Raw genomic sequence first — 19,238 nt, 5'->3', positions numbered from 1 at the left:
TCAGACCGGCAGCCCGGCCTCAGACCGGCAGTCGGCGGAACAGCGGGCGCGGGACGTGCCGGAGCGCGGCCATCACCACCCGGAGCGAACCGGGCACCCACACGGTCTCCGAGCGCCGCCGCAGCCCCGTGACGATCGCCCCGGCGACCTCCTCCGGCCCGGTCGCCAGCGGCTGCTCCGGCCGGCCCGCCGTGGCCCGGGTCCGGACGAAGCCGGGGCGGACGACCATCACCTGCACCCCGGTCCCCTGGAGCGCGTCGCCGAGCCCCTGCGCGAACGCGTCCAGGCCCGCCTTGCTGGAGCCGTAGATGAAGTCCGCGCGCCGGGCGCGCTCCCCGGCCACCGAGGACAGCACCACCAGCGAACCGTGCCCCTGCGCCTGTAGTGCGCCGGCGCACACCAGCCCGGCGGAGACCGCCCCCGTGTAGTTGGTCTGGGCGACCCGGACCGCGGCCATCGGGTCCTCCTCGTCCCGCGCCTGATCGCCGAGGACCCCGAACGCCATCAGCACCACGTCGATGTCGCCCTCCGCGAAGACCTTGCCGAGGGCGACCTCGTGGGAGGCGGAGTCCAGCGCGTCGAAGTCGACGGTGCGCACGTCGGCCCCCCGGCCGCGCAGCTCGGCCGCGGCCGACTCCAGGGCCGGGGAGGGGCGCCCGGCCAGCCAGATCCGCCGGGTGCGCAGGGCGATCAGCCGGCGCGCGGTGGCCAGGGCGATCTCCGAGGTGCCGCCGAGGACGAGCAGGGACTGCGGGGCGCCGAAGGCATCCTTCACGGAACACTCCTGGTCAGATGGTGTGTACGGGGGTGCGAGAGGTACGTGCGTGGGGGCCGGGCCCCGGGCCGGTGGGGGCCTTACAGCCCGAGCCGGCGCGACAGGTCGGAGCGGAACGCCCCGGTCGGGTCCAGCCGCGCCCGCAGCTCCCGGAAATCCGCCAGCCGCGGGTACATCGCGGCCGCCGTCTCCGGCCGCGTCCGGGAGTCCTTCGCCAGGCAGACCCGGCCCCCGGCGGCGGCCACCTCCTCGTCGACGTCGTCCAGGAAGCGGGCCAGGCCGGGCAGGGCGGCGGGCAGGTCCAGGGCAAGGGACCAGCCGGGCGCGGCGAACGACAGCCAGCCGGGGTCCGCCGCCCCGAACCGCTGGAGCTCGGCCCGCACGGCGGGGCTGCGGCGCGCCGCGATCCGGCGCACCACCCGGTGCAGGGTCTCCTCCTGGCCGTACCCGACGGCGAACCGGTAGCGCACCAGACCGCCCCGGCCGTACAGCGGACGCGGGTCGGGGAGCGCGTCCGGCGCGTGGAAGAAGGCCGGGAGCGGGCGGAGCTCACCGGTCCGCGCGCGGGGTGCGCCGCGGTAGCGGACCTCGTTGTACAGGGCGGCGGCCGCCGGGGAGAGCAGTCCGCCCGGCAGCGGCGGGAGAGCGGGGACGGAGAGCCGCCACCCCCGGGTCCCTCCGGAACGCGAGGAGAGCCGAGTGCGCCCAGCGTGCGCCGGGCGCACATCAGGGGGTGCGTGCTCCCCCCGTGTGAGGATCCCGCGTCCGGTCGCCCGGCCCCGTGCCAGCAGGTCGATCCAGGCGGAGGCGTACGGCAGACGGTCGCCGCCCGCGGTGAAGCGGGCCAGCAGATCGTCCAGGTCCCCGGCGCGCTCGGTGGAGACCGACATCAGCGGCGTGGCGACCCGGCGGAGGCGGAGGGTGGCGCCCAGGACCACCCCGGTCAGCCCCAGCCCCCCGGCGGTCGCGTCGAAGAGGGCGGTGCCCGGCAGCACCGTACGCACACCGCCGTCGGCGGTGAGCAGCTCCAGGGAGCTCACGTGCCGGGCGAAGGCCCCCGACCGCCGGTGGTCGCGGCCGTCCAGGTCGGAGCAGATCGCCCCGCCGACCGTCACCCTGCCGGTCCCGGGCACGACCGGCGGGAGCCAGCCGAGGGGCAGCAGGACCCGCAGCAGCCGCTCCAGGCTCACCCCCGCGTCGCAGCGCACCACACCGGCGGCGGCGTCGACCGCGCCGATCCGGGCCAGGCCGGTCATGTCGAGCACCGAGCCGCCCGCGTTCTGCGCGGCGTCCCCCGGGGACCGCCCCAGCCCGCGCGCGATGACCCCCCGGGGCCCGCGCCCCCGGACGGCGGCGGCGGCCTCCTCGTGGGTACGGGGGCGAAACCGTACGGCGGTCGTCGGGGCGGTACGGCCCCAGCCGGTCAAGGACACCGTGTCGACGGACATGAGGGTGACCGTATCGTCCGGGAAATCCCCTTCGCGGCATTGGTGAATTCGCTCACCGGAACGGGTGATGGAGTGAGTGTCAGCGAAGGGTGACGGAGATCTCCCGGACGCGTCCGGGAGAGTCCGGGGCGGGCCGCTGGTGTTCCGGGCCCAGGAGGGTACGCGTACGTCATGGACTGGCTCAAGAAACTCCCGGTGATCGGGCCCCTGGTCGCCCGGCTGATGGAGACGCACGCGTGGCGTTCCTACGAGCGGCTGGACCGGGTCCACTGGGCCAGGCTCGCTGCGGCGATCACCTTCATCAGCTTCCTGGCCCTCTTCCCGCTGATCGCGGTCGGCGCGGCCATCGCCGCCGCCCTGCTGAGCGACAAGCAGCTGGACACGATCAAGGACAAGCTCGCCGACCAGGTGCCCGGCATCTCCGACCAGCTCGGCATCGACGGGCTGATCGCCAACGCGGGCACGGTCGGACTGGTGGCCGGTGCGCTGCTGCTGTTCACCGGCATCGGCTGGGTCGGCTCGATGCGGGAGTGTCTGCGCGCGGTCTGGGAACAGGACGATGTCCAGGCGGCCAACCCCGTCGTCGCCAAGGTGAAGGACGCCGTGCTGCTGGTCGGCCTCGGCGGCGCGGCGCTCGCCACCCTGGCGGTCTCCACCGTCGGCACCACGGCGGTGGGCTGGACCGCCGACCTGATCGGCATCCCCGAGGGCGGGGCGGGCGGCATCCTGCTGCGGGTGGCCGCGCTGGCGGTCGCCGTCGCCGCCGACTTCCTGCTGCTGCTCTACCTGCTGACGCTGCTGCCCGGGGTGGAGCCGCCCCGGCGGCGGCTGGTGGTCGCGGCCCTGCTCGGGGCGGTCGGCTTCGAACTGCTCAAGCTGCTGCTCGGCAGTTATATGCGGGAGGTCGCGGGCAAGAGCATGTACGGCGCGTTCGGCGTGCCGATCGCGCTGCTCCTGTGGATCAACTTCACCGCGAAGCTCCTGCTGTTCTGCGCCGCCTGGACGGCGACCGGCAGCAAGGGCGAGGAGAGCGGCGGGGCCGAGGCGCAGGACGCGCAGGAGGCGGGGGCCGGGGAGGCCGCCGGGACCGTGGCTCCCGGCGGCTCCACCCGGACCTAGGGGGTGTCCGACAACCCCTAGGACTTTTCGGTCGAGCCGGTCGAGCCGGTCGAGGCAGTCGGTTCGGCGGGCTCGGCGGGCTCGGCGGCCTCGGCCGGCTCCGCGGGGCCGGCCTTGCCGGCCTTGCCGGCCGGGTCGGCCGCCGGCGGGTTGCGGCGGGCCAGACCCGGCAGCGGCCAGCGCCGGTTGACCAGGAACACCCCGCCGGCCAGGAGCACCAGCAGACCGCCGACGATCGCCAGGGCGATCCCGACCCCGCTGGAACCGTTCGAGGCCGCCGACGCGTGCGTCGCCTCCGCCTGGCCCCCCGAACCCTGGTCCGCGCCGGCGGCGGGCGCCGCGCCCTTGCCGCCGGTCCCGGTGCCCGTGCCGGTGTCCACGGACTTCGGCGGCACCAGCTCACCGACCGGGGTCACCTTGCCGCTCGCGGCGAAGCCCCAGTCGAGCAGGTGGGCGGCCTCCTTGTAGACGGCGTGGCTCTCCTCCGCCGACGGGTTCATGACCGTGACCAGGAGCACCTTGCCGTTGCGCTCGGCCACGCCGGTGAAGGTGTTGCCCGCGTGGGTGGTGTAGCCGTTCTTGACGCCCGCGATGCCCTGGTACGGGTCCACGCCGATGTCCCCGGTGATCAGCCGGTTGGTGTTCTGGATCTCGAAGGAGTCGCGCTTCTTCCCCTTCTTCTTCTCGCCGGGGAAGTCGGCCGACGCGGTCGCCGCGTACTCGCGGAAGTCCTTCTTCTGGAGTCCGCTGCGGGCGATCAGGGTCAGGTCGTAGGCGCTGGAGACCTGGCGCGGCGCGTCGTACCCGTCCGGCGAGATCACCACGGTGTCCAGGGCCTGGAGCTCCTCGGCGTGCTTCTGCATCGCGGTCACCGTCTCCGCGACGCCGCCGTACATCTCCGACAGGACGTGCACCGCGTCGTTGCCCGAACGCAGGAACACCCCGAGCCACAGGTCGTGGACCGTGTAGGTGTGGTCCTCCTTGATGCCGACCAGGCTGCTGCCCTCACCGACCCCGGCCAGCTCACTCTCCGTCACCTTGTGGGTCTGGGTGGTGGGCTGGAGCGCGGGCAGGACCGTGTCCGCGAAGAGCATCTTCAGGGTGGAGGCGGGGGGCAGCCGCCAGTGCGCGTTGTGCGCCGCGAGGACGTCCCCGTTCTCCGCGTCCGCGACGATCCACGACCGGCCCGACAGCTTCTTGGGCAGCACCGGCGCCCCCGGGCCCAGGCTGACCTGGGTGCCGGCCTGGCCGAGCCGTTCCCCGCCGAGGCTGGACATCGTGCTCGGCGGCTTGGGCTGTTTGTCGTCGCTCTTGTCCTTGTCGGCCGCTGCGGCGGGACTGAGGACGAAACCGGACAACAAGGCGGCGGAGGTGACCGTGAGGGCGATCTTTTTCAGTGCAGGCACGGTCGGAAACGTACAGGGCGAAGATGTGGATGCGGACCCGGACCGGCTGACCCGCCGCAGGGAGCGCCGGGACAGCCCCGTTCGGACGCCACCCCGGGGGAGGGGGCCGGGTGGTGGCGGCGATACTGGACCCATGAAGCTCAGCCGCCGCGTGTCCTGGTTCCTGCTCGCGTTCGGGGTGTGGAGCTGGTTCATCTGGATCACTTTCGTCAAGAACCTGTGGCAGGACGGCAGCGGGCTCGCCTTCGACGACGCGGGCGAACCGACCGGGTACTTCTGGGTGCACCTGCTGCTCGCCATCACGTCCTTTCTTCTGGGGACGGCGGTCGGCGTGATCGGGTTGCGCGGAGTCAGGGCTTTGCGCGACAAGCGCGCATGACGACGGGAACATGGGGAAGCTCGGATGGCAGCAGTGGTCTTCGCTCTGGTGGGGCTCGTGGTGCTGGCGCTGCTCGGCGCCGTGCACCGGTACCTGTGGAGGCGCTTCGTCGGTGACACGACGGCGCCGGGCAGCCCGCTGCGACGGGCGGGCACCGTCGCGGCCTTCGTGCTCCCCGTCCTGAGCGTCGGCGCGATGTCGTCCGGCCGGGTGGGCGCCCCCTTCTGGCTCCAGCAGGTGCTGGCCTGGCCGGGTTTCCTGTGGCTGGCCTGCCTGCTGTATCTGACGCTGGCGCTGCTCGTCGGCGAGGTCGTGCGTCCGGTGTTCCTGAGGGTCCTCGCCCGGCGCGACGGGGCGACCGCGCGGACCGCCACCACCGCTCCGGCGACGGAAACGACGGAAAGCGGAGCGGAATCCGCAACAGCTTCCGGAACCCCCGCCGAGGTCCCGGAAGAGACCCGCCCCCGTACCGAAGAGCTGGTGCCGTCTCGCTCGGCCGGTTCCTCCGCCCGCTCGGAAGCGACAGCGCGTACGGCACCGGAACCCGCGGCGGAACCAGAAGCGGAACCCGCGGCGGAACCAGAAGCGGAACCGACTTCCGGGGACCCGGCCGCGGCCGGACCCACACCCACACCCGCCCTCGGCCCCGGCCCGTCCCGGCGGCTCTTCGTCTCCCGGGTCGTCGGCGGCGCGGCGGCGGCCGCCGGACTCGCCACCGTCGGGTACGGCACCTACGGCGTGCTGCGCGGGCCGAGCGTCAAGCGGGTCACCGTCCCGCTGGCCAAACTGCCCCGCGCCGCCCACGGCTTCCGGATCGCCGTGGTCAGCGACATCCACATCGGGCCGATCCTCGGCCGCGCCCACACCCGCCGGATCGTCGACACGATCAACGCGACCTCGCCCGACCTGGTCGCCGTCGTCGGCGACCTCGTCGACGGGTCCGTCGCGGATCTGGGCTCCGCCGCCGAACCGCTGGCCGCGCTGCGCGCCCGGCACGGCAGCTTCTTCGTCACCGGCAACCACGAGTACTTCTCCGGCGCCGAGGCCTGGGTCGACCACGTCCGCGAACTTGGCCTGATCCCGCTGGAGAACGCCCGGGTCGAGATCGAGGGCTTCGACCTCGCCGGCGTCAACGACATCGCGGGCGAGACCGAGGGCCAGGGGCCCGACTTCGGCCGCGCACTGGGCGACCGGGACCGCGGCCGGGCCGCCGTCCTCCTCGCCCACCAGCCCGTCGTCATCCACGACGCCGTCGAGCACGGCGTCGACCTCCAGCTCTCCGGCCACACCCACGGCGGACAGCTCTGGCCCGGCAACCTCCTCGCCGAACTGGCCAACCCCACCGTCGCCGGGCTCGAACGCTACGGCGACACCCAGCTCTTCGTCTCGCGCGGCGCGGGCGCCTGGGGCCCGCCGGTCCGGGTGGGCGCCCCGTCCGACATCACCGTCGTGGAGCTGGCCTCCCGGCAGGCCTAGGGCGGCCGGCTCCGTTGCGGGTGCGACGGTGCGGGAGCGTTGGTTCCTTCGTCATGAAATCCCCACCGAAGGGTCACCGTCTGCTACGGAAAGCCGCAGGTGGGAGGCAGGAATGCGCCTTTTCGGACAGAGCTTTCGGTGTGTGTCCAACAAAAGGCTGTGAGTGCCCCATTTACTCTTCCAGATGTGAAAATCGTGTGATTGGGTAAGTGCGAACGTGCGGCGATGTGCGGATCTGAGCGCAACCGCCGAGGTGGGGCTGGTAAGGGAGAGCACGGCAATGCGGTCGGTCCGGGTACGGATTCTCGCGATTTTCGCGGTATTGGTCATCGCAGGCGTCGGCGCCTGGCAACTGCTCCCGTCCGGGGAGGCGAAGACCGATGCGATCACCGTCGGGACCTCGGATGTCGTCACCTCCCTCGACCCGGCCGGCGCGTACGACGCGGGATCCTGGGCGATCTACAGCAACATCTACCAGTCGCTGATGACCTTCCGGCCCGGTGCGGTCACGCCGGAACCGGACGCCGCCGAGAGCTGCGGTTTCGTCGGGCAGAAGCTCCAGACGTACCAGTGCAAGCTCCGTGACGACCTGACCTTCTCCAACGGCCGCAAGATCACCGCCGAGGACGTCAAGCACTCCTTCGACCGGATCTTCACCATCAAGTCGGACGTCGGTCCCGCGGGTCTCTTCCCCACCCTCGACACGGTGACGACCGAGGGCCGCACGATCACGTTCAACCTGTCCGGCAGGGACGCGACCTTCCCGCAGAAGATCGCCACCGGCGCCGCGGCGATCGTCGATCCCACCCAGTACCCCGAGGACAAGCTCCGTGCGGGCAACCAGGTCGACGGCTCCGGCCCGTACGTCCTCCAGTCGTACGAGCCCGGGAGCCGCGCCGAGCTGGTGCCGAACCTGAAGTACAAGGGTGCGCTCAAGAAGACCGGCGAGCCGGTCACCATCCGCTACTTCAAGACCTCCGAGGACCTGCAGACGTCCTGGGACGGCGGCGAGGTGGACATCGCCCACCGCCAGCTGCCGTCCGAGACGCTCGCCGAACTGAACGCGAACGACCCGGACGTGCGGGTGACCGAGGCGGCCAGCGCCGAGATCCGCAACATCATCTTCAACGCCCGCGAGGACTCGCCGTTCGCGGACAAGAAGGTCCGCCAGGCCGTGGCCGCGCTCCTCGACCGGGGGCCCCTGGTCAGGAAGGTCTACCAGGGCACGGTCGACCCGCTGTACTCGCTGATCCCCACCGGCTACATCGGGCACAGCACCCCCTTCTTCGACGCCTACCCCTCCTCCGACCCCAAGCGCGCCGCGCAACTGCTGGAGCAGGCCGGGGTGCAGACGCCGGTGGCCATCGACTTCGCCTACCGCGAGGGCGACATGTACACGAAGGAGACCGCCGAGCTGCGGCGTCAGATGGAGAAGGACGGGCTGTTCAAGGTCTCGGTCGAGGCCGTGGAATGGACGACGTACCAGAAGGAGTACGCCGCCGGTAAGTACGACATGTACACCGTCGGCTGGTTCCCCGACTTCCCGGACCCCGACACCTTCAGCCAGCCGCTCGTCGGCACCGGGAACGTCCTGCACAGCGGCTACTCCAGCAAGAAGATGGACCAGCTGATCGCCGCCACGCAGCAGTTCAGCGACCGCAGCCGGACCTCGAACGACTTCAAGCAGATGCAGTCGCTGGTCGGCGAGGACGTCCCCCTGCTGCCGCTGTGGCAGAAGAAGGACTACGTCGTCGCCAAGTCCGAGGTCGCCGGCTCCCAGTACCTCTCCGACGGCACCGGCACCTGGCGCCTGTGGGAACTCAGCTGGATCTGACCGGACCGGCCGGCCGGGGCTCCGCCCCGGCCGTCGCCGTATCCGGCAGGAACTCCACCAGCAGCCCGTGGATCTGCCGCACCAGCGGTCGCAGCACCCGGAACCGGGAGAGCGAGATGGCCCGTGCGGCGATCGGCGCGGTGCGCTCGACCAGCCGGCGGCTGCGTTCGGTGCCCTCGCTGCGGTCGTACACCCAGAAGAGCACCAGCCCCATCTGCATCAGCCACATCAACTGCGGCAGCAGCGGAGCCAGTTCCGGGTCGCTCTTGACGTTCGCCCCGGCGATGCAGCGCTCGTGGAGGGAGATCGCCGCCTCGCGGGCGGCCGCCGAGTCCTCGGAGAACGGGGAGAGCGGGCTGTCCGGATCGGCCGCGTTCTTGAAGAACTGGGCGGCGAAGCGGTGGTACGGCTCCGCCACGTCCAGCCAGCCGAGCAGCAGGCCCCTGATCCGGGCGGTCAGATCCCCCTCGCCCTCCAGCACGGGCCGGACCGCCGCCGCGTGTTCGCCGGCGATCCGGTCGTAGAAGCCCTGGACCAGGTGCTCCTTCGAGGAGAAGTAGTAGTAGGCGTTCCCGACCGAGACGCCCGCCTCCTGGGCGATGGCCCTCATGGTCGTCCGGTCGTAGCCGCGCTCGGCGAAGAGCCGGAGCGCCGTTTCGAGAATCAGCGTGCGGGTCTGCTCGCTCTTCGCTGCCTTGGCCGGCTTGTTCTCCTGCACGTTCTTCTCTTCCTTCACCACGGGCCCAAGGTTAACGGGGGCCCCACTGTCCGCCGGGCGGGGTGGAGCACACATCGCCCCCCGGAGCGCAGGGCGGGAGGACCATCGAGCGGTAGCGGGCGGCGGCCAGCACGGTGCCCCGGGCGAAGGGCCGCCCCGCCGGGGTGGTCAGCCAGTGGGCCCTGGAGCGGTACTTGGCGAGCGCCCACAGGCAGACGATCCAGGCGGAGGTCTCCCGGTAGACCTGCCCCAGGTCGCCGACGACGGTGATCTCCGCCAGCGTCGCCGCATGGTCCAGCTCCGGGAACCGCCGCCGCGCCTCGGCCGATCCGGCCGGTACGAGATCCAGCGGGACGAGCTGCCGCTGCCGCTGGAGCCAGTGCCGCAGGTGGACGCAGAGGGGGCACTGGGCGTCGTAGAGCACGGTGAGCCGGCGTACGGGGGCGGGCCCGGCGGTGTACGGGGCGGGGCCCCGCGACACCGTGGGCGCGGCTGCGGTCACCGGGTTCACCGCCCGGCCGCGGGAGCGGCCCACGGGCCCTGGGGCCCCGGAGGCGTCCAGTCCTGCGGCGGCACGGGCGGGGTCTGCTCGTGCTCCAGGGCGCTGCGGCGACGGATGCGGCTGAGCACCCACACGTTGCCCAGGTGCATCACGCCGAGGACCAGCAGGACCACGCCCACCTTCACCGAGAGCGCCTCGAACAGCTCGCGGGCCGTGGCCACCCCGTCGGCGTTCTTGAGGTAGAGCGTGACGAACCCGAGATTGACCAGGTAGAAGCCGACCACCAGCAGGTGGTTGACGGCGTCGGCGAGCTTCTCGTTCCCGTGCAGCACATCGGCGAGGAAGATCCGCCCGTTGCGGCTGAGCGTGCGCGCGACCCAGACGGTGAGCGCCACGGTGATCAGCAGGTATATGACGTACGCGACAACAGTGAGGTCCATGCCCCACCCTCCCTTGAACGCGTTCAAAACTACTCGTGGGCATGACTGTAGACCTCTTCTTGAACATGTTCAACAAGGGGTCAGTGGGGTGTCCGCACGGGTGCCTGCGGGATCGTCTGCGGGGGCGACTGAAGGGGCGACTGAAGGGGCGACTGAAGAGGCGACTGGCGGGGCGGCTGAAGAAGGGACTACAGGGGCGGCTGCGTCAGCGTGTCGGCGATCTCCGCGCGCAACGCCTCGCCGTGCAGCGGCGTCAGCTCCCCGAGCGCCGTGTTCCACTCCTCGGCCGCACGCTCCACCGCCTCCCGGAAGCCCCGCGTCACGGGACCCCGGGCGAGGAACAGCGCCACCGCGCCCACCGGCCGCAGCAGCCACCGCCCGCGCACGCCCAGCACCACGGAGACCTGCCAGGAGCCGTCCTCGGCCGGGCGCGGGACGACCGTCAGACGGGCCTTGGCCAGCCGGTGCACCGCCCTGCCGGACACCGGCGGCCGGGCGGCCGGGGGCGCCGCGGCCGGCCGGTCCACCGCCGCCCACCAGGCGGCCGGATCGGCCCTGCCGCGCCCCGAGAAGCGGTACAGCCAGCCGCCCTCCGGTTGGTGCCCGGACAGGGAGAGCTCCAGCGCCCCGGGTGCGATCGGATCGCGCAGCCGGATCTTCGTCCGGACGGAGAAGGTGGCCTCCTCCAGGATGTTCTCCACCTCGATGGAGCGGGTGGGCCGCCACTCACGCAGGACGGTCGCCTCCGACACCGGGCCGGTCTGCGGGGCGTCGGCCGTCCCGGCCGGCTCCGGGGTGCTCGCATACTGCGCCCCCGGCTGCAGATGACGCCCCTTCAGCAGCCGGATGCCCACCACGGCCCGCCCGTCGGCCAGCAGAATCGCCCCGTCCCGCTCCCGGGAGGCGTCGAGGAGGCCCACCAGCGCCTCGGCGGCCTCCTCGAACCAGCCACGGTCCAGAGGCGCGAGAGTGACCGTGTGCTCGAAGCGCGCCATGGGCGGGCCCCGCGCGTCAGGCGCTCATGGAGCGGGCCTGGTTGAGCTGGCCCATCACCGCGGGGAAGGTGTACGGGCCCACGGCCGGGATCATCGTGGAGTGGTGCCGCCCGCCGCTGGTGACCGTGACCTGGATGAAGCCGGTGGTCCGCTTCTCCTTCATCAGCAGGAACAGCAGCCCGATCAGGCAGAACAGCGCGAAGATGATCGCCAGCACGACCGCGTGCGTCGGGATCTTCTCCTCCGTGCGCGACATGTCCGTGGCCGTCCAGACCGCACCCCTGAGCGGCATCGACCCGGACGGGGTGACGATCGCGTCGCTCATCACGGTGATGTCGCCGATCGACAGCACCGGGACGCCTCCCTGGCCGGGCGCGCCCTGCGGCACCGGGAGGTACTGGCCGGGCATCGTCGGCTGCGCCGCTTCGGGATACCCGTAACCGGGGCCGGGCTGGGCCGCGGACTCCGGCATCGGCTGCGGATAGCCGTACACGGGCGGGGCCCCCGGCGCCGGATACCCGTACCCCTGGCCGTCGGCGACGGTCGGCTGGTGGCCCGGCTGCTGGGGCGGGCCCCACTTGTACGCGTCGTCCGCGTACGGATTCGGCTCGCTCACGACGATCCCCGTTCTCTTTCGGTCTTCAGCTCCGCTGAACCGTACCGCCCGCACGGCCCCGGCGCAGCAACAGGCCCCGCCCCCGGCAGCAGTTGCGCTGCGGGGACGGGGCCGGGGTGGTGCTGTGCGACCCGGAAGGGTCAGAAGCGACGCGTGATGAGCGCGCGCTTCACCTCCTGGATCGCCTTGGTGACCTCGATGCCACGCGGGCAGGCGTCCGTGCAGTTGAACGTGGTGCGGCAACGCCACACGCCGTCACGGTCGTTGAGGATCTCCAGGCGCTGCTCGCCGCCCTCGTCGCGCGAGTCGAAGATGAAGCGGTGGGCGTTGACGATCGCCGCCGGGCCGAAGTACTGGCCGTCGTTCCAGAACACCGGGCACGAGGACGTGCACGCGGCGCACAGGATGCACTTGGTGGTGTCGTCGAACCGCTCGCGGTCCTCGGCGGACTGCAGACGCTCGCGGGTCGGCTCGTTCCCCTTGGTGATGAGGAAGGGCATGACGTCGTGGTACGCCTGGAAGAACGGGTCCATGTCGACCACGAGGTCCTTGAGGACCGTGAGGCCCTTGATGGCCTCCACCATGATCGGCTTGGCCGGGTTGATGTCCTTGATCAGCGTCTTGCAGGCGAGCCTGTTCTTGCCGTTGATCCGCATCGCGTCGGAACCGCAGATGCCGTGGGCGCAGGAACGGCGGAACGTCAGGGTTCCGTCGAGCTCCCACTTGATCTTGTGAAGGGCGTCGAGGACACGCTCCTTCGGGTCGATCTCGATCTGGAAGTCCTGCCACTGGACCTCGTCGGAGACCTCCGGGTTGAAGCGGCGGATCCGGAACGTGGCGGTGATGAACGGGGAGTCGGCGAAACCGGCTTCGGGCTTCGCGGTCCCGTCGGTCTTGTCCAGGGTCGGGGTAGCCATCAGTACTTACGCTCCATCGGCTGGTAGCGGGTCGTCACGACCGGCTTGTAGTCGAGCCGGATCGACTCGGCGCCGTCGGCGGCCACCTCGCGGTACGCCATGGTGTGGCGCATGAAGTTGACGTCGTCGCGGTTCGGGAAGTCCTCGCGGTAGTGACCGCCGCGGGACTCCTTGCGGGCGAGCGCGGAGACCGCCATGACCTCGGCCAGGTCGAGCAGGTTGCCCAGCTCGATGGCCTCCAGCAGGTCGGTGTTGAACCGCTTGCCCTTGTCCTGGATGGACACGTTGAGGTACCGCGCGCGCAGCTCGGCGATCTTGTCGACCGCCGTCTTGATCGTCTGCTCGGTGCGGAACACCATCACGTTGGCGTCCATGCACTCCTGGAGCTCCAGGCGCAGGGTCGCGACGCGCTCGGTGCCGGTGGAGCTCCGCAGCCGCTCGACCTGGTCGACGACGAGCTGCGCCGGGTTCTCGGGAAGCTCGACGAAGTCGTTCTTCACCGCGTACTCGGCGGCGGCGATGCCGGAGCGCTTACCGAAGACGTTGATGTCGAGCAGCGAGTTGGTGCCCAGGCGGTTGGCGCCGTGCACGGAGACACAGGCGACCTCGCCGGCGGCGTACAGGCCCGGGACGACGGTGGTGTTGTCGGCCAGCACCTCGCCCTCGACGTTGGTCGGGATGCCGCCCATGGCGTAGTGCGCGGTCGGCTGGATCGGGATCGGGTCCGTGTAGGGCTCGATGCCGAGGTACGTCCGCGCGAACTCGGTGATGTCCGGGAGCTTGGCGTCCAGCTGCTCCGGCGGCAGGTGCGTCAGGTCCAGGTACACGTGGTCGCCGGCCGGACCGCAGCCGCGGCCCTCACGGATCTCCGTGTAGATGGAGCGCGAGACGACGTCACGGGACGCGAGGTCCTTCATGACCGGCGCGTACTTCTCCATGAAGCGCTCGCCGTCCTTGTTGCGGAGGATGCCGCCCTCACCGCGGGCGCCCTCCGTCAGCAGGATGCCCATGCGCCAGATGCCCGTCGGGTGGAACTGGAAGAACTCCATGTCCTCCAGCGGCAGGCCGCGCCGGTAGCAGGCGGCCTGGCCGTCACCGGTCAGCGTGTGCGCGTTGGACGTCACCTTGAAGAACTTGCCGGTGCCGCCGGAGGCGTAGATGACCGACTTCGCCTGGAAGACGTGGATCTCGCCGGTCGCCAGCTCGTACGCGACGACGCCGGAGGACTTCTTGACCCCGTCGACCTCGGTGATCAGCTGGTCCAGGACGTAGAACTCGTTGAAGAACTCCACACCCTCCTTGACGCAGTTCTGGTACAGCGTCTGGAGGATCATGTGGCCGGTGCGGTCGCCCGAGTAGCAGGCGCGACGGACCGGGGCCTCGCCATGGCTACGGGTGTGACCACCGAAGCGGCGCTGGTCGATCTTGCCCTCGGGAGTGCGGCCGAACGGCAGGCCCATCTTCTCCAGATCGAGGACGGCGTCGATGGCCTCCTTCGCGAGGATCTCGGCGGCGTCCTGGTCGACCAGGTAGTCGCCGCCCTTGATCGTGTCGAAGGTGTGCCACTCCCAGTTGTCCTCCTCCACGTTGGCGAGCGCGGCGGCCATGCCGCCCTGCGCCGCGCCCGTGTGGGAGCGGGTGGGGTAGAGCTTCGTCAGTACGGCGGTACGGCTGCGCGTGGTCGACTCGATGGCCGCGCGCATGCCGGCGCCGCCGGCGCCGACGATGACGGTGTCGTACTTGTGGATCTGCATGGTTTCCTCTGGTCCCTCTGTCCCGGCGCCTAGCGGATGTTCGGGTCGAAGGTGAAGATCACCAGCGTGCCCAGCAGGACGGTGAACACCGTGGCGGTGTACAGGAGCATCTTCAGCCAGAAGCGGGTGTTGTCCCGTTCGGCGTAGTCGTTGATGACCGTGCGCAGGCCGTTGCCGCCGTGGAGCATGGCGAGCCACAGCATGATCAGGTCCCAGGCCTGCCAGAACGGCGAGGCCCAGCGGCCCGCCACGAAGGCGAAGCCGATCTTGGAGACGCCGCCGTCGAGCACCAGCTGGATCAGCAGGTGGCCGAGGACGAGGACGACCAGGACGATGCCCGACAGGCGCATGAAGAGCCAGGCGTACATCTCGAAGTTGGTGCGCGAACCCTTGGGCGTCTTGCTCGTGCGCCGGCGCGGGGGCTCGATCACCGGAGCCGGGTGGTCGACGTCGTAGAGGCTCACGCCTTCCACATCGCCGATCGCGGCTGCGGAGGAAGTCTCGCTGGACATGGGCCTCAGCTCCCGAAGACGTCGCGTACGGCGTGACCGAGGACGGGGTACAGGGCCCCGATCATCAGCACGATCCAGATGCCCACCACGGTCCAGAGCATCTGCTTCTGGAGTCGCGGGCCCTTGGCCCAGAAGTCCACGGCGATGATCCGGAGACCGTTCAGCGCGTGGAAGAGAATCGCGGCCACCAGGCCGTATTCGAGAAGCGCGACAGGCCACGTCTTGTACGTGGCCACGACGTCGTCGTAGGCCTCGGGGGAGACGCGGACGAGAGCGGTGTCCAGGACATGTACGAACAGGAAGAAGAAAATGAGGACACCGGTGACTCGATGAGCCACCCAGGACCACATGCCTTCCCGGCCGCGGTACAGCGTTCCAGCCGGCACGGAAGAACCCTCCGGGAGCGGGGATTGGGGTCGGCCGGCTTGACTGTCGGTCTGACCCGGCCAGGTACGGTCCACCGGCCCCGGCCATCGTAGCGACGCATTGTCGGTTCGTTCGCGCCGGGGCCTCTGGTGTGATCAAAGTGGCAATCAATCAGCCACGTACGGGCTAGAGGGCGGTCTGTCGACCGGGCCGGGCTCGCGTGCCCCGGAGGCCCGTTACCACCGGGGGTCCGCGGCCACCAGCTCGACGATCCGGCTCCGGGCGAGTCGGCGCAGCTCCTCGGCGGTCACCGCCCGCTCCTCGTCCGGGTCGTGCGCCAGCCGGATCCGGATCCCGGCCAGCACCTGGTCCACGTGCTGGGAGGGCTGGAAGGCGTCCAGGCAGATCAAGAAGGCGTGGCCGAACCTGCTCTCGTACGCCGCGTGTGCGGCCCGCAGCGCGAGATGGGCGGCGCGGGGCGCGTCGTGGTGCAGGCAGGGGGCCGGCTCGGAGGCCAGGGCCTCCGCGATGTCCCGGGGCGCGAGGTCGTAGCCCGCCTCGTCGGAGGCGGCCAGTAGGGAGCCGAGATCCGGGTAGGGGCGGTGGGCGGCCATCCGGTGGGCCCAGCGGAGACTGCCGCAGCACTCCAGGAAGGCCGCCTCGGCGGCGGCGAAGGGGAGGCTGTTGAAATGGGCCAGGCCGACGACGGCATGATCGACCGGCGGCGGGCCGGCGGGCGCCGCTCCCGGGCCGTCGGCCGGAGCGGGGTGGCGCGGCTGTACGGGTACGACCGACGGTCCGGCCGGGAGCGCGGATGGCTTCGGCAGGCCGGCGGGGGACTCGCTGGACCTGGACAGCGTGGACTCCTCGTAATCAACGACATCTATGACGTCAACGACATCTGTGACCCTGTGACCCGGAAAGGGGCCCTCTGCTCCTGAAAGACAGGTCCGCGCGCAACGAGGTTGCGCGCGGGGCGCGAGTGACTTCCGCGGAGTGGGGTGAGTTCCGCGGGATGGGGGTGAAGGGAGGGACGAATGTGCCGCAACGCTAGCGAGATCGGTCGGCGGCCGTCCGGAGTACCGGAGAAAAATCACCCGAACGGGAGAGTTTCGGAACGCGTGATGGACGCCCCTGACCTGCGTCGGCCCGGGTTCTGTCCGATCCGCCGGAGCTTCCGATGGGCGAGGCTCCGGCAAAAATGCCAACCTTGCACCCTCTTCACTCGTTTCACCCGCAATTGGCCCACCAACGGAGGAATCTAACGATGTCGCCCACGCGTGGTGCCCTCGTCACCGGCGCGGCTGTCACGGCCGCAGCCGCCGTCGTCCTCACCGTCGTCGTCTGGCCGGAAGGATCAGGCAGCGGACCCTCCGGCGACACGGCGTCGCCCTCCGGCACCTCCGCCGAGGCCGCCGCCCCGTCGCCCTCCCGCAGCTACCCCCTGTCCAGCACGCCGAGCACGATCCCCGCGGTCCGCGAGCACACCGCGGCCCGGGGGCCCGGCTGGCAGCCGGGCAAGGACAGCACCGTCGTCATCGCCAAGGGCAGCCAGGTGCTGGCCGACGAGGCGGAGCTCCTCGCCAAGGAACTCAAGATCCGCTACCGGGGCGCCGAGCCGGCGCGGTCGGGAGACGTCGAGCTGGCCCTCGGCGCCAAGGACGCGGGTCCCACCGAGTCGTACACCCTCACCGTGCGCGACCGGAAGGTGAAGATCACCGGACCCGACGAATCGGGCGTCTTCTACGGCACCCGCACCCTGAAGCAGTCGCTCCTGGCGGACCGGACGGTGCCCGAGGGCGTCGTCAACGACCGGCCGGACCGGCCGCAGCGCGGCCTCAACCTCGACATCGCGCGCAAGCACTACAGCGCGGAGTGGATAGAGGACCGCATACGCGAGATGGGCGACCTCAAGCTCAACCAGCTCGGCCTGCACTTCTCCGACGACCAGGCCTTCCGGATCGAGTCGAAGTCCCACCCCGAGGTGGTCTCCGACGAGGCCCTCACCCAGGACGAGGTCCGCCGCATCGTCGGCCTCGCCAACAGCCGGCACATCGAGATCGTCCCCGAGATCGACTCGCCCGGACACCTCGGCGCGGTGCTGGCCGCCCACCCCGACCTCCAGCTGCGCAACACCGCGGGCGTCGAGTCCAAGGGCTCCATCGACATCTCCAAGCCGGGCGCGGCCAAGCTCATCGACGAACTCCTCGACGAGTACACCGAGCTGTTCCCGGGGAGGTTCTGGCACCTCGGCGCGGACGAGTACCAGGCCCTGACCGTCCAGAACCCCGCCGCCTCCTACCCCCAGCTCCAGCGGGCCGCCGAGCAGCGGCACGGCTCCGGCGCCACCATCGAGGACCTGGCCACCGGCTGGCTGAACGACCGCGCCGACGTGGTCGTCCCGAAGGGCCGGACCGCCAAGGCCTGGAACGACGGGCTCTTCCGCGGCACGAAGGTCAAGGCCGACGAGAACATCGAGATCGAGTACTGGACCGGCAAGGAGATCGGCGCCCGCCCGCCGCAGGAGTACCTCGCCGCGGGCTACAAGATGCTGAACCTCAACGACGAGTTCCTCTACTACGTGCTCGGCGAGCCCAACGACTTCGTCTACCCGACCGGCGAGCGGATCTACGAGCAGTGGACCCCGCTGGTCCTGCGCGGCACGGAACCCGTCGCCGAGCGCTACTCGCCGCAGATCCTGGGCGGCCGGTTCGCGGTCTGGGGCGACCTGCCGAACGCGCAGACCACCCAGCAGGTGGCGAACGGCATCAGGATGCCGCTGGTGGCGACCTCGCAGAAGCTGTGGGACCCGCGCAAGCCCGCGCTGAGCTGGACGCAGTTCCAGGACCTGGCGAAGCGGACCGGCAGCGCGGGGTGACCGCGACCGCCGGGGGCCGGGCGGGCTGCGGATCGTGGGTCCGCCGGGCGGTGCGCCCGCCGGACCCCGGGCCGTGCGCCCGCTGGACCCCGGCCCGCCGTGAGGCGCCGCCCAAAGGGCTGTCCCTACCCCCGCCCACCTGCGAAGATGCGAGGCGGACAGTCCGGCGGTCGCCGGCCTGCGCAGCATCGGCCGTGCGCTCCTGGGGAGGGACGCGCGGCCGGGCACCCACACCGCGTCCTGGGGGGACTTCTTCATGCTCTGCACCCGTTGCCGTATCAGAACGGCCGTGACCGAGGACGGCCTGTGCACCTTCTGCTCGGGCACCCGGCCCCCGTTGCCCGACGGGATGGCGGGCCAGGTCTCAGGTCCCGGCGGCTGGGGCGTCGGCAGCTGGCCGCGTTCGCCCGTCGGCCTGTCCCGGGCGGTGACGGCGCTGCTCGGCGTGGTCATCGCCGCCGACCTGTTCGCCATCGGCACCGGACTGCGCGTGCGCAGCCTCTGGCACCGCCTGGCGACGGACGGAGCCAGCGACGTCCTTAGCGGGGACGGCGAGACGGCCGAGCGGCTGTACGGCATCGCGGGCTTCACCCAGGGCGCGGCGCTGGTGGCCACCGCCGTCGTCTTCATCATCTGGTTCCACCGGACCCGCCGGAACGCCGAGGTCTTCGACGCGGGCGTGCAGCGGATGGGCCCCGGCTGGGCGGTGGGCGGCTGGTTCGTCCCGTTCGCCAACTTCTGGTTCCCCTACCGCGTCGCGAGCGGCATCTGGGAGGCCAGCGCGCAGACCCGGTCGGACGGCGGCTGGCGCACGGTGCCCCGGACCCCGCTCAACCTCTGGTGGGGGGCGTGGGTCGTGAGCCTCCTCTTCTCCCGCGCCACCGGGCGGCTGTGGGAGCGGGCCGGGGAGCCGGAGGAGATCGTGCGGGCCGCGGGCCTGGTGGCGGCCTCCGACACGGTGGACATCGTCGCCGCGGTGCTGGCGATCCTCTTCGTCCGCGCCGTGACCCGGATGCAGGTCGAACGGGCGGCGCACGGCCTGGCTGCCGCCCCGGCGGTCCCGGGCGCGCACCCCTGACGGCCGCGCACGGATGAGGGTCGCG

The 19,238-nt window shown here is 71.3% G+C and carries 19 protein-coding genes; 6 read left to right on the top strand and 13 right to left on the bottom strand.

Annotated features, from left to right (window positions below; translation table 11 throughout):
• Positions 1-19: 19 nt before the first annotated feature.
• On the bottom strand, positions 20-775 hold the full coding sequence (locus ACH4UK_RS11540) for a decaprenylphospho-beta-D-erythro-pentofuranosid-2-ulose 2-reductase (protein WP_398355841.1): 756 nt from the start codon (positions 773-775) through the stop codon (positions 20-22).
• A gap of 80 nt (positions 776-855) precedes the next feature.
• Positions 856-2,223 carry an FAD-binding protein gene (locus ACH4UK_RS11535; RefSeq protein WP_398355840.1) on the bottom strand — a complete coding sequence of 456 codons (1,368 nt, stop codon included), beginning with the start codon at positions 2,221-2,223 and terminating at the stop codon, positions 856-858.
• Between the two features lie 171 nt (positions 2,224-2,394).
• Here ACH4UK_RS11535 and ACH4UK_RS11530 point away from each other — a divergent pair, with 171 nt between their 5' ends.
• Positions 2,395-3,342 carry a YihY/virulence factor BrkB family protein gene (locus tag ACH4UK_RS11530; RefSeq protein ID WP_398355839.1) on the top strand — a complete coding sequence of 316 codons (948 nt, stop codon included), beginning with the start codon at positions 2,395-2,397 and terminating at the stop codon, positions 3,340-3,342.
• Positions 3,343-3,359: 17 nt separating this feature from the next.
• On the opposite strand, the gene ACH4UK_RS11525 is transcribed toward ACH4UK_RS11530, so the two are convergent.
• Positions 3,360-4,748 carry a D-alanyl-D-alanine carboxypeptidase family protein gene (locus ACH4UK_RS11525; RefSeq protein WP_398355838.1) on the bottom strand — a complete coding sequence of 463 codons (1,389 nt, stop codon included), beginning with the start codon at positions 4,746-4,748 and terminating at the stop codon, positions 3,360-3,362.
• A gap of 133 nt (positions 4,749-4,881) precedes the next feature.
• Here ACH4UK_RS11525 and ACH4UK_RS11520 point away from each other — a divergent pair, with 133 nt between their 5' ends.
• The 3 genes from ACH4UK_RS11520 (at position 4,882) to ACH4UK_RS11510 (ending at position 8,437) form a co-directional block, all read left to right on the top strand.
• Positions 4,882-5,127 carry an SCO4848 family membrane protein gene (locus ACH4UK_RS11520; RefSeq protein ID WP_030084543.1) on the top strand — a complete coding sequence of 82 codons (246 nt, stop codon included), beginning with the start codon at positions 4,882-4,884 and terminating at the stop codon, positions 5,125-5,127.
• 33 nt (positions 5,128-5,160) lie between these two features.
• Positions 5,161-6,603 carry a metallophosphoesterase gene (locus ACH4UK_RS11515; protein WP_398356318.1) on the top strand — a complete coding sequence of 481 codons (1,443 nt, stop codon included), beginning with the start codon at positions 5,161-5,163 and terminating at the stop codon, positions 6,601-6,603.
• Between the two features lie 280 nt (positions 6,604-6,883).
• Positions 6,884-8,437, top strand: a complete 1,554-nt coding sequence (locus tag ACH4UK_RS11510) for an ABC transporter substrate-binding protein (protein WP_398355837.1) — start codon at positions 6,884-6,886, stop codon at positions 8,435-8,437.
• On the opposite strand, the gene ACH4UK_RS11505 is transcribed toward ACH4UK_RS11510, so the two are convergent.
• The 10 genes from ACH4UK_RS11505 to ACH4UK_RS11460 form a co-directional block, all read right to left on the bottom strand.
• On the bottom strand, positions 8,424-9,176 hold the full coding sequence (locus ACH4UK_RS11505) for a TetR family transcriptional regulator (RefSeq protein ID WP_398355836.1): 753 nt from the start codon (positions 9,174-9,176) through the stop codon (positions 8,424-8,426). The genes ACH4UK_RS11510 and ACH4UK_RS11505 overlap by 14 nt on opposite strands.
• A gap of 10 nt (positions 9,177-9,186) precedes the next feature.
• Positions 9,187-9,657: a thiol-disulfide oxidoreductase DCC family protein gene (locus tag ACH4UK_RS11500; protein WP_398355835.1), complete on the bottom strand. Its 471-nt coding sequence runs from the start codon at positions 9,655-9,657 to the stop codon at positions 9,187-9,189.
• Positions 9,658-9,662: 5 nt separating this feature from the next.
• Positions 9,663-10,097, bottom strand: coding sequence for a hypothetical protein (locus ACH4UK_RS11495; RefSeq protein WP_398355834.1), 435 nt, complete (start codon positions 10,095-10,097; stop codon positions 9,663-9,665).
• Between the two features lie 188 nt (positions 10,098-10,285).
• Positions 10,286-11,092 (bottom strand): hypothetical protein, encoded by an 807-nt coding sequence (locus ACH4UK_RS11490; protein ID WP_398355833.1) that lies wholly within the window; start codon positions 11,090-11,092, stop codon positions 10,286-10,288.
• Between the two features lie 16 nt (positions 11,093-11,108).
• On the bottom strand, positions 11,109-11,708 hold the full coding sequence (locus ACH4UK_RS11485; RefSeq protein WP_398355832.1) for a hypothetical protein: 600 nt from the start codon (positions 11,706-11,708) through the stop codon (positions 11,109-11,111).
• 140 nt (positions 11,709-11,848) lie between these two features.
• Positions 11,849-12,625: a succinate dehydrogenase iron-sulfur subunit gene (locus ACH4UK_RS11480; protein ID WP_398355831.1), complete on the bottom strand. Its 777-nt coding sequence runs from the start codon at positions 12,623-12,625 to the stop codon at positions 11,849-11,851.
• Positions 12,625-14,379, bottom strand: coding sequence for a succinate dehydrogenase flavoprotein subunit (sdhA, locus tag ACH4UK_RS11475; RefSeq protein ID WP_398355830.1), 1,755 nt, complete (start codon positions 14,377-14,379; stop codon positions 12,625-12,627). Before sdhA ends, ACH4UK_RS11480 begins: the two co-directional genes overlap by 1 nt.
• A 29-nt stretch (positions 14,380-14,408) precedes the next feature.
• Entirely contained in the window at positions 14,409-14,891 is a 483-nt protein-coding gene (locus tag ACH4UK_RS11470) for a succinate dehydrogenase hydrophobic membrane anchor subunit (RefSeq protein ID WP_398355829.1), read from the bottom strand.
• A gap of 5 nt (positions 14,892-14,896) precedes the next feature.
• Entirely contained in the window at positions 14,897-15,277 is a 381-nt protein-coding gene (gene sdhC, locus ACH4UK_RS11465) for a succinate dehydrogenase, cytochrome b556 subunit (protein WP_398355828.1), read from the bottom strand.
• Positions 15,278-15,493: 216 nt separating this feature from the next.
• Positions 15,494-16,084: a 2-oxo-4-hydroxy-4-carboxy-5-ureidoimidazoline decarboxylase gene (locus ACH4UK_RS11460; protein ID WP_398356317.1), complete on the bottom strand. Its 591-nt coding sequence runs from the start codon at positions 16,082-16,084 to the stop codon at positions 15,494-15,496.
• A gap of 440 nt (positions 16,085-16,524) precedes the next feature.
• Here ACH4UK_RS11460 and ACH4UK_RS11455 point away from each other — a divergent pair, with 440 nt between their 5' ends.
• Both ACH4UK_RS11455 and ACH4UK_RS11450 read left to right on the top strand, forming a co-directional pair.
• Positions 16,525-18,135 carry a glycoside hydrolase family 20 protein gene (locus ACH4UK_RS11455; protein ID WP_398355827.1) on the top strand — a complete coding sequence of 537 codons (1,611 nt, stop codon included), beginning with the start codon at positions 16,525-16,527 and terminating at the stop codon, positions 18,133-18,135.
• Between the two features lie 256 nt (positions 18,136-18,391).
• Positions 18,392-19,213 carry a DUF4328 domain-containing protein gene (locus ACH4UK_RS11450; protein WP_398355826.1) on the top strand — a complete coding sequence of 274 codons (822 nt, stop codon included), beginning with the start codon at positions 18,392-18,394 and terminating at the stop codon, positions 19,211-19,213.
• The last annotated feature ends 25 nt before the right edge of the window (positions 19,214-19,238 follow it).

The sequence above is a fragment of the Streptomyces sp. NPDC020884 genome, assembly GCF_044333935.1.
Taxonomy (GTDB): Bacteria; Actinomycetota; Actinomycetes; order Streptomycetales; family Streptomycetaceae; genus Streptomyces.
The sequence above is the reverse complement of the archived record's forward strand: the minus strand, read 5'-3'. Positions and strand labels throughout refer to the sequence as shown.